Consider the following 8,982-nt stretch of genomic DNA (forward strand, 5'->3'; position numbering starts at 1 on the left):
GGCAGCGTTGCCACCCGGCTGATTTATCAGGCTTTATTCTGACGCCACCATTCACCAAGCAAAACGCCGGTTGCAACAGAGATATTTAGCCCGGCAACGTTGCCCGTACCATCAATCTTCACGCGCAAATCGTTCGGATCGCGTGCGGCATCCGGTAACCCTTCATATTCCTGACCCAGCACTAGCACCATTTTCTCTGGCAGACTGGTTTTGAACAGCGGTTTACCCTGCTCGCTGGAGGTGGTCACTACGGTGTAACCCGCCTGGCGGAAGTCATCCAGCACGTTAACAATGTTGTCGCCAGTAATCGGCTGAACATGCTCTGCACCGCCTTCTGCGGTACGGATAGCCGCACCGGATTCCAGCAACGCCGCATCCTGCACCACGACGCCTTTCACGCCGAAGTGCGCGCAACTGCGCATCATGCCACCCAGGTTATGCGGGTTAGATTCGTTTTCCAGTGCCAGTACACAATCCTGCGCACCTGCCTGACTTACCCACTGCTGCACGGTTGTACCGTTACGCTTTTTGATCAGGAAGCAAACGCCGCCGTGATGTTCCGTGCCTGACGCTTTGGTCAGTTCCGCTTCATCCACCACATGATACGCTTTGCGGTTTGCCGCCATCCAGCGCAATGCTTCTTTAAAACGTGGCGTTACGCTCTGAATAAACCAGGCGCGAACAATCGCTTCGGGGCGGCTCTGGAACAGTGCCTGACAGGCGTTTTCGCCGTAGACGCGGGTTTCTTCCGCACGCTGACGACGCAACACTTCCGGATCAATAAAACTTTTACCACTGATGCCACCGTGATCGGCCTTTTCCGGCGTCTCATCACCCGGCGCGCGGGAAACCGTGCGCCACGGAGACTCTTCCCACTTGCGGTCACGGGGCTGACTTTGTTTGTCATCGCGGGCGGGGCGACGGCCACCGTCGGCACGAGATTTTCCTGGACGCCCGCCCCCTTTCCCGGTACGCGGGTTATGGGTACGTTTATCAGAATCATCATCACTGCGGACATACATCACTTTGACCTTGCCGCTTTTACCTTTCATCTCATCGTTCATGCTTTTCTCCACCAGCGCTGCGCGAAGCGCGCAGATTACCCGAAGTGCGCGCGGTTCGCCATGATTTCGTACCAAAGCCTGCGACTATCATACCTATTGAATAAAACAGATTGTTGTCTGGAACAATGTCCCCGATAATATGTAACATATTAGAAACATACCGGCGTCGTTGCCGATAAGTCTCCTTACTCATCCCGAGGTTAGTTATGAATACCGTTTGTACCCATTGTCAGGCCATCAATCGCATTCCCGACGATCGGATCGAAGATGCGGCAAAATGCGGACGCTGCGGTCACGACTTATTTGACGGAGAGGTGATTAATGCGACCGGTGAAACGCTCGATAAATTGCTGAAAGATGATCTGCCTGTGGTGATCGACTTCTGGGCGCCGTGGTGCGGCCCCTGCCGTAATTTCGCACCAATTTTTGAAGATGTTGCGCAAGAACGTAGCGGTAAAGTGCGCTTTGTGAAAGTGAATACCGAAGCTGAACGTGAATTAAGCAGCCGCTTTGGTATTCGTAGCATTCCGACAATCATGATTTTCAAAAACGGTCAGGTTGTCGACATGCTTAATGGCGCAGTACCAAAAGCACCTTTCGATAGCTGGCTGAACGAATCGCTTTAATCTTGTCGGGGTGCATCTTGTGCCCCGTTTTCTCCTCTGCGACAATGGCGTTTTTTCGACGCTCTCTTATGACCGAAAACGCTGTTCTCCAGTTACGCGCCGAGCGTATTGCGCGCGCAACACGTCCTTTTCTTGCCCGCGGTAATCGCGTTCGTCGCTGCCAACGCTGTCTTTTGCCAGAGAAATTATGTCTCTGTTCGACAATTACTCCAGCGGAAGCTAAAAGTCGCTTTTGTTTGCTGATGTTCGACACCGAGCCAATGAAGCCCAGTAACACCGGGCGTCTGATTGCCGATATCTTGCCAAATACCGTCGCGTTTCAATGGTCCCGTACCGAACCCTCGCAGGATTTGCTGGCTCTGGTACAAAACCCGGATTATCAGCCAATGGTGGTCTTTCCCGCCTCGTATGCTGATGAGCAACGGGAAGTGATTTTTACACCACCTGCTGGTAAGCCACCGCTGTTTATCATGCTCGATGGTACCTGGCCGGAAGCTCGCAAGATGTTTCGTAAAAGTCCGTATCTGGATAATCTTCCCGTCATTTCCGTCGATCTTTCCCGGCTTTCTGCCTATCGCCTGCGTGAAGCCCAGGCTGAAGGCCAATACTGCACTGCCGAAGTTGCCATCGCACTGTTAGATATGGCCGGCGATACCGGAGCGGCGGCAGGTCTAGGCGAGTATTTCACCCGCTTTAAAACACGCTATCTGGCAGGAAAAACGCAACATCTGGGTAGCATCACAGCAGAACAGTTAGAAAGCGTTTAAAATCATTCGGTCACTTCTGCGGGAGACCGATATGAGTCAGCGAGGACTGGAAGCACTACTGCGACCAAAATCGATTGCGGTAATTGGCGCATCGATGAAACCCAATCGCGCAGGTTACCTGATGATGCGTAACCTGCTGGCGGGGGGATTTAACGGGCCGGTACTCCCGGTGACGCCTGCCTGGAAAGCGGTGTTGGGTGTGTTGGCCTGGCCGGATATTGCCAGCCTGCCCTTTACACCCGATCTTGCGGTTTTATGTACCAATGCCAGCCGCAATCTTACTCTTCTGGAAGAGCTCGGCGAGAAAGGCTGTAAAACCTGCATTATTCTTTCCGCCCCGGCATCGCAACACGAAGATCTCCGCGCCTGCGCCCTGCGCCATAACATGCGTCTGCTGGGGCCAAACAGTCTGGGATTACTGGCCCCCTGGCAAGGCCTGAATGCCAGCTTTTCGCCTGTACCGATTAAACGCGGCAAACTGGCGTTTATTTCGCAGTCTGCCGCCGTCTCCAATACCATCCTCGACTGGGCACAACAGCGGGAAATGGGCTTTTCCTACTTTATTGCTCTCGGCGACAGTCTGGATATCGACGTTGATGAATTGCTCGATTATCTGGCGCGCGACAGCAAAACTAGTGCAATCCTGCTCTACCTCGAACAATTAAGTGATGCGCGACGTTTTGTTTCGGCTGCACGTAGCGCCTCACGTAATAAACCGATTCTGGTGATTAAAAGCGGACGTAGCCCGGCGGCGCAACGACTACTGAACACCACGGCAGGAATGGATCCTGCTTGGGATGCAGCTATTCAGCGCGCCGGTTTGTTGCGAGTGCAGGATACCCACGAGCTGTTTTCGGCAGTCGAAACCCTTAGCCATATGCGCCCGCTACGTGGAGAGCGGCTGATGATTATCAGCAACGGTGCAGCACCTGCCGCACTGGCGCTGGATGCCTTATGGTCACGCAATGGCAAGCTGGCTACGCTCAGTGAAGAAACCTGCCAGAAATTGCGCGATGCACTGCCAGAACATGTGGCAATCTCTAACCCACTCGATCTTCGCGATGACGCCAGCAGTGAGCATTATATTAAAACGCTGGATATTCTGCTCCACAGTCAGGATTTTGATGCGCTGATGGTTATTCATTCGCCCAGCGCCGCAGCTCCCGCAACAGAAAGCGCGCATGCATTAATTGAAGCGGTAAAGCATCATCCCCGCAGCAAGTATGTTTCTCTGCTGACGAACTGGTGCGGCGAGCACTCCTCGCAAGAGGCACGACGTTTATTCAGCGAAGCCGGGCTGCCGACCTACCGCACCCCGGAAGGAACCATCACCGCTTTTATGCATATGGTGGAGTACCGGCGTAATCAGAAGCAACTACGCGAAACGCCGGCGTTGCCCAGCAATCTGACCTCTAATACCGCAGAAGCGCATCTTCTGTTGCAACAGGCCATTGTCGAAGGGGCAACGTCGCTCGATACCCATGAAGTTCAGCCTATCCTGCAAGCGTACGGCATGAACACACTTCCCACCTGGATTGCCACTGACAGCACCGAGGCTGTGCATATTGCCGAACAGATTGGTTATCCGGTGGCACTAAAATTACGCTCGCCGGATATTCCACATAAATCAGAAGTTCAGGGCGTCATGCTCTACTTGCGTACAGCCAATGAAGTCCAGCAAGCCGCAAATGCTATTTTCGATCGCGTAAAAATGGCCTGGCCGCAGGCGTGTATCCACGGCCTGTTGGTACAAAGTATGGCTAACCGTGCTGGCGCTCAGGAGTTGCGAGTAGTGGTTGAGCACGATCCGGTTTTCGGACCGTTGATCATGCTGGGCGAAGGCGGTGTGGAGTGGCGTCCTGAAGATCAAGCCGTCGTCGCACTACCGCCGCTGAACATGAACCTGGCACGTTATCTGGTCATTCAGGGGATCAAAAGTAAAAAGATTCGTGCACGTAGTGCGCTACGCCCGCTGGATGTGGCGGGATTAAGCCAGTTACTGGTGCAGGTTTCTAACTTGATTGTCGATTGTCCGGAGATTCAGAGGCTGGATATTCATCCTTTGCTGGCTTCCGGCAATGAATTTACCGCGCTTGATGTCACGCTGGATATCGCTCCGTTTGAAGGCGATAACGAGAGTCGCCTGGCAGTCCGCCCTTATCCTCATCAGCTGGAAGAATGGGTAGAATTGAAAAACGGTGAACGCTGCTTGTTCCGCCCGATTTTGCCAGAAGATGAGCCACAACTTCAGCAGTTCATTTCGCGAGTCACCAAAGAAGATCTTTATTACCGCTACTTTAGCGAGATCAACGAATTTACCCATGAAGATTTAGCCAACATGACGCAGATCGACTACGATCGGGAAATGGCATTTGTAGCGGTACGACGTATTGATCAAACGGAAGAGATCCTCGGCGTCACGCGTGCGATCTCCGACCCTGATAACATCGATGCCGAATTTGCCGTGCTGGTTCGCTCGGATCTCAAAGGGTTAGGCTTAGGTCGACGCTTAATGGAAAAGTTGATTACCTATACGCGAGATCACGGACTGCAACGTCTGAATGGTATTACGATGCCAAACAATCGTGGCATGGTGGCGCTGGCCCGCAAGCTCGGGTTTAACGTTGATATCCAGCTCGAAGAGGGGATCGTTGGGCTTACGCTAAATCTTGCCCAGCGCGAGGAATCATGAGTAAGGTACTGGAAATGTTGACCACTTAATCGGGACTGGTGTTATTATTGCCCGCTTATGTCGTCTGCATTGCACAGAGGACCCTTCAATGAACAGAGAAGAAATGCACTGTGATGTTGTCAAAATTTAAGCGTAATAAACATCAACAACACCTTGCCCAACTACCCAAGATTTCTCAATCAGTTGATGATGTCGATTTCTTTTACGCTCCCGCCGACTTCCGGGAGACGCTGCTGGAAAAAATAGCCAGCGCGAAGCAGCGCATTTGCATTGTCGCCCTGTATCTCGAACAGGATGACGGTGGCAAAGGCATTCTGAACGCGTTGTATGAGGCTAAACGGCAGCGTCCGGAACTGGATGTGCGGGTGCTGGTCGACTGGCATCGTGCACAACGTGGACGCATTGGCGCTGCGGCATCTAACACTAACGCTGACTGGTACTGCCGCATGGCGCAGGAAAATCCGGGCGTAGATGTTCCAGTTTATGGCGTTCCAATCAATACCCGTGAGGCCCTTGGTGTTCTGCACTTTAAAGGCTTTATCATCGACGATAGCGTTCTTTATAGCGGTGCCAGCTTGAACGATGTTTATCTGCATCAGCACGATAAATACCGCTACGACCGTTATCATCTGATTCGTAACCGCAAGATGTCAGACATTATGTTCGAATGGGTTACACAGAATATAATGAATGGTCGCGGCGTTAATCGTTTGGATGATGTTAATCGCCCAAAAAGCCCGGAAATCAAGAATGACATTCGTCTGTTCCGCCAGGAGCTGCGTGATGCCGCTTATCATTTCCAGGGTGATGCTGATAACGATCAGCTTTCTGTTACGCCATTGGTGGGCCTGGGGAAATCGAGTCTGTTGAACAAGACCATTTTCCATCTTATGCCTTGTGCCGAGCAGAAACTAACCATTTGCACACCATATTTCAACCTGCCAGCAATCCTTGTGCGTAATATCATCCAGTTACTGCGCGAAGGGAAAAAGGTCGAAATTATTGTTGGCGATAAAACTGCGAATGACTTCTACATTCCGGAAGATGAGCCTTTCAAGATAATTGGCGCACTGCCTTATCTCTATGAGATCAATCTGCGTCGTTTCCTGAGCCGTTTGCAGTATTACGTCAACACTGACCAGTTAGTGGTTCGGTTATGGAAAGATGACGACAACACCTATCACCTGAAAGGGATGTGGGTTGATGATAAGTGGATGTTGCTCACCGGCAATAACCTGAACCCACGCGCCTGGCGTCTGGATCTGGAAAACGCCATTTTGATTCACGATCCGCAACTGGAGCTTGCGCCACAGCGAGAGAAAGAACTGGAGCTGATCCGCGAGCATACCACCATCGTTAAGCACTATCGCGATCTGCAAAGTATTGCCGATTATCCGGTGAAGGTTCGTAAACTCATTCGCCGTTTGCGCCGTATCCGCATCGACCGATTAATTAGCCGCATCCTGTAATCACAACCCCGTCCTGTACGGGGTTTGTTTTTGGAGGCCACGTTTTGCGTATTCTTTTTGTCTGTTCGCTATTGTTACTTTCTGGATGCAGCCATATGGCTAACGATAGCTGGAGCGGGCAGGATAAAGCTCAACACTTTATCGCCTCGGCGATGCTTTCCGCTGCCGGAAATGAATATTCACAGCATCAGGGGATGAGTCGCGATCGCAGTGCCACTTTCGGGCTGATGTTCTCTGTTGGGCTGGGCGCGTCAAAAGAACTTTGGGATAGCCGCCCCGAGGGGAGCGGCTGGAGCTGGAAAGATTTTACCTGGGATGTCGCCGGTGCAACTACTGGCTATACCGTCTGGCAACTGGCGCATCACTAAAGACGCATCCCTTTTCCTTTACGGTGCAATGTTAGTGAAACCAGAAACGCCACCACGGCCATCAAGGTCACATACCAGAAGAAGGCTGTTTCCATTCCTATTGATTTCAGTGACAACGCTACGTACTCCGCCGAACCACCAAATATAGCATTGGCGACCGCATATGACAGACCAACGCCTAATGCGCGAACCTGTGCCGGGAACATCTCAGCCTTCAGTATTCCACTGATTGAAGTATAAAAACTCACTATCAGCAGGGCGCACATCACTAGACCAAAAGCGGCATAAGGCGAAGAAACGTTCTGCAATGCTGAGAGAATAGGAACGGTAAAAATGGTTGCCAGAGAACCGAAACATAACATTGAGGTACGACGACCAATCTTATCCGACAGCGCGCCAATAAGTGGTTGAATAAGCATGAATACAAACAATGCGGCAGTCATAATGCCACTCGCCACGTTGGCATGCATTCCCGCAGTATTTACCAGATACTTCTGCATATAAGTGGTGAAGGTATAGAAACAAAGGGAGCCTGCAGCGGTAAAACCGAGAACCATGATGAATGCACGGCGATTGCGCCATAATCCTTTTAGAGAACCAGCTTCTTTTAAAGCGCGTGTTTCTTGTTGTGAAGTTTCATCTAACTGACGACGTAACCACAACGCCACAACAGCTAACACAGCTCCTAACGCGAAAGGAATACGCCATCCCCACTCTCTGAGTGCAGCGTCTTCCATGGTGTGTTGTAAAACCACGACAACCAGTAGAGCTAGCAGTTGCCCGCCGATCAACGTCACATACTGAAATGATGCGTAAAAACCTTTGCGCCCTTCAACGGCAACTTCACTCATATAGGTGGCGCTGGTGCCATATTCTCCGCCAACGGATAATCCCTGGAATAAACGAGCAAGAAGCAATAATGCCGGAGCCCAGGTACCGATTGTTTCGTAGCCTGGCAAACAGGCGATAACCAGTGAGCCGAAACACATCATACACACCGATAACAGCATCGATTTTTTGCGACCATGTTTATCGGCTATCCGGCCAAATAGCCAACCGCCTATTGGGCGCATCAGAAATCCCGCAGCAAAAACACCTGCTGTTTGCAGTAGTTGAGTCGTCGTGTTCCCGGAAGGGAAGAAGATGTGGGCGAAGTAGAGTGAACAGAACGAGTAGACATAGAAATCGAACCACTCGACCAAATTACCTGAAGAGGCCCCCACAATTGCCCAGATGCGGCGACGAGTATCACTACTTGTCAGTTTGCTGTCTGCCGTTACAGTACTTTCAGCCATGCCATTATGTCTCCTGCCGTAATCCGATGCTTTTGTCGGTCGCTGTTGTTTATTTTTTTGGTAAAGAAAATGTTATACATTTGTTGCGCATCATTATGCAACCTTAACCATGAATTTAGTTAGCAGGAAAATGGTTATTAAGGAGCTTAAGGATAGATTTCTGGTAAGGAGGAAGTATTTAAGTGGGCAATTTGGGGAAGCCGTATTCGCTGTTGAATCTGGCTTATGTGGGAGCGTAGGACGGATAAGATGCAGCCAGCGTCGCATCCGGCATTTTTTCCGCACCAGCGCAAAAAGGCCATCCTGACGGATGGCCTTCTGCTTAATTTGATGCCTGGCAGTTCCCTACTCTCGCATGGGGAGACCCCACACTACCATCGGCGCTACGGCGTTTCACTTCTGAGTTCGGCATGGGGTCAGGTGGGACCACCGCGCTAAGGCCGCCAGGCAAATTCCTGTGCTCTGTCCTGTGTCTTTTGTGCTAATACTGCGTTGGCTGCATTCGCGAAAATCAGTCACATACTTCAGTATGCTCCTTCCTTCGCTTCATTTGCCGCCTTGTCTCAGCGCAAAATCCTTCGGACTCTGGATCCAAGCTGAAATTCTCTCAATCCGCCAAAACACCTTCGGCGTTGTAAGGTTAAGCCTCACGGTTCATTAGTACCGGTTAGCTCAACGCATCGCTGCGCTTACACACCCGG

At 51.3% G+C, this 8,982-nt stretch carries 7 protein-coding genes and 1 rRNA gene; 5 read left to right on the forward strand and 3 right to left on the reverse strand.

Features of this window, described 5'->3' with window-relative positions; genetic code table 11:
• Positions 1–26: 26 nt before the first annotated feature.
• A complete protein-coding gene (locus tag BGE37_RS15530; RefSeq protein ID WP_000997419.1) occupies positions 27–1,064 on the reverse strand; it encodes a tRNA/rRNA methyltransferase in 1,038 nt (345 codons plus the stop codon).
• Between the two features lie 206 nt (positions 1,065–1,270).
• On the opposite strand from BGE37_RS15530, the gene trxC reads away from it, so the two are divergent.
• The 5 genes from trxC to BGE37_RS15560 all read left to right on the forward strand — a co-directional run bounded on the left by trxC (position 1,271) and on the right by BGE37_RS15560 (position 6,986).
• Positions 1,271–1,690, forward strand: a complete 420-nt coding sequence (trxC, locus tag BGE37_RS15540; RefSeq protein WP_001098726.1) for a thioredoxin TrxC — start codon at positions 1,271–1,273, stop codon at positions 1,688–1,690.
• Between the two features lie 68 nt (positions 1,691–1,758).
• Positions 1,759–2,457, forward strand: a complete 699-nt coding sequence (tapT, locus tag BGE37_RS15545; RefSeq protein ID WP_032184923.1) for a tRNA-uridine aminocarboxypropyltransferase — start codon at positions 1,759–1,761, stop codon at positions 2,455–2,457.
• Positions 2,458–2,488: 31 nt separating this feature from the next.
• Positions 2,489–5,149: a peptidyl-lysine N-acetyltransferase PatZ gene (gene patZ / locus BGE37_RS15550; RefSeq protein ID WP_105277567.1), complete on the forward strand. Its 2,661-nt coding sequence runs from the start codon at positions 2,489–2,491 to the stop codon at positions 5,147–5,149.
• A 113-nt stretch (positions 5,150–5,262) separates the two neighbouring features.
• Positions 5,263–6,618 carry a CDP-diacylglycerol--serine O-phosphatidyltransferase gene (gene pssA / locus BGE37_RS15555; protein ID WP_032184926.1) on the forward strand — a complete coding sequence of 452 codons (1,356 nt, stop codon included), beginning with the start codon at positions 5,263–5,265 and terminating at the stop codon, positions 6,616–6,618.
• A gap of 44 nt (positions 6,619–6,662) precedes the next feature.
• Complete coding sequence (locus BGE37_RS15560; protein WP_072004035.1) at positions 6,663–6,986, forward strand: YfiM family lipoprotein; 324 nt, start codon at positions 6,663–6,665, stop codon at positions 6,984–6,986.
• Here BGE37_RS15560 and kgtP read toward each other — a convergent pair.
• Together kgtP and rrf are read right to left on the reverse strand one after the other, a co-directional pair.
• Positions 6,983–8,281 (reverse strand): alpha-ketoglutarate permease, encoded by a 1,299-nt coding sequence (kgtP, locus tag BGE37_RS15565; RefSeq protein ID WP_000841107.1) that lies wholly within the window; start codon positions 8,279–8,281, stop codon positions 6,983–6,985. The genes BGE37_RS15560 and kgtP overlap by 4 nt on opposite strands.
• Positions 8,282–8,613: 332 nt before the next feature.
• A 5S ribosomal RNA gene (rrf, locus tag BGE37_RS15575) occupies positions 8,614–8,729 on the reverse strand.
• Between the last annotated feature and the right edge of the window lie 253 nt (positions 8,730–8,982).

Source organism: Escherichia sp. MOD1-EC6300 (assembly GCF_002965045.1).
GTDB lineage: Bacteria > Pseudomonadota > Gammaproteobacteria > Enterobacterales > Enterobacteriaceae > Escherichia > Escherichia coli_F.

Coding starts and splice junctions, on each gene's coding strand:
- BGE37_RS15530 (WP_000997419.1), bottom strand. CDS start 1,064: ATGAACGATGAGATGAAAGGTAAAAGCGGCAAGGTCAAAGTGATGTAT.
- trxC (WP_001098726.1), top strand. CDS start 1,271: ATGAATACCGTTTGTACCCATTGTCAGGCCATCAATCGCATTCCCGAC.
- tapT (WP_032184923.1), top strand. CDS start 1,759: ATGACCGAAAACGCTGTTCTCCAGTTACGCGCCGAGCGTATTGCGCGC.
- patZ (WP_105277567.1), top strand. CDS start 2,489: ATGAGTCAGCGAGGACTGGAAGCACTACTGCGACCAAAATCGATTGCG.
- pssA (WP_032184926.1), top strand. CDS start 5,263: ATGTTGTCAAAATTTAAGCGTAATAAACATCAACAACACCTTGCCCAA.
- kgtP (WP_000841107.1), bottom strand. CDS start 8,281: ATGGCTGAAAGTACTGTAACGGCAGACAGCAAACTGACAAGTAGTGAT.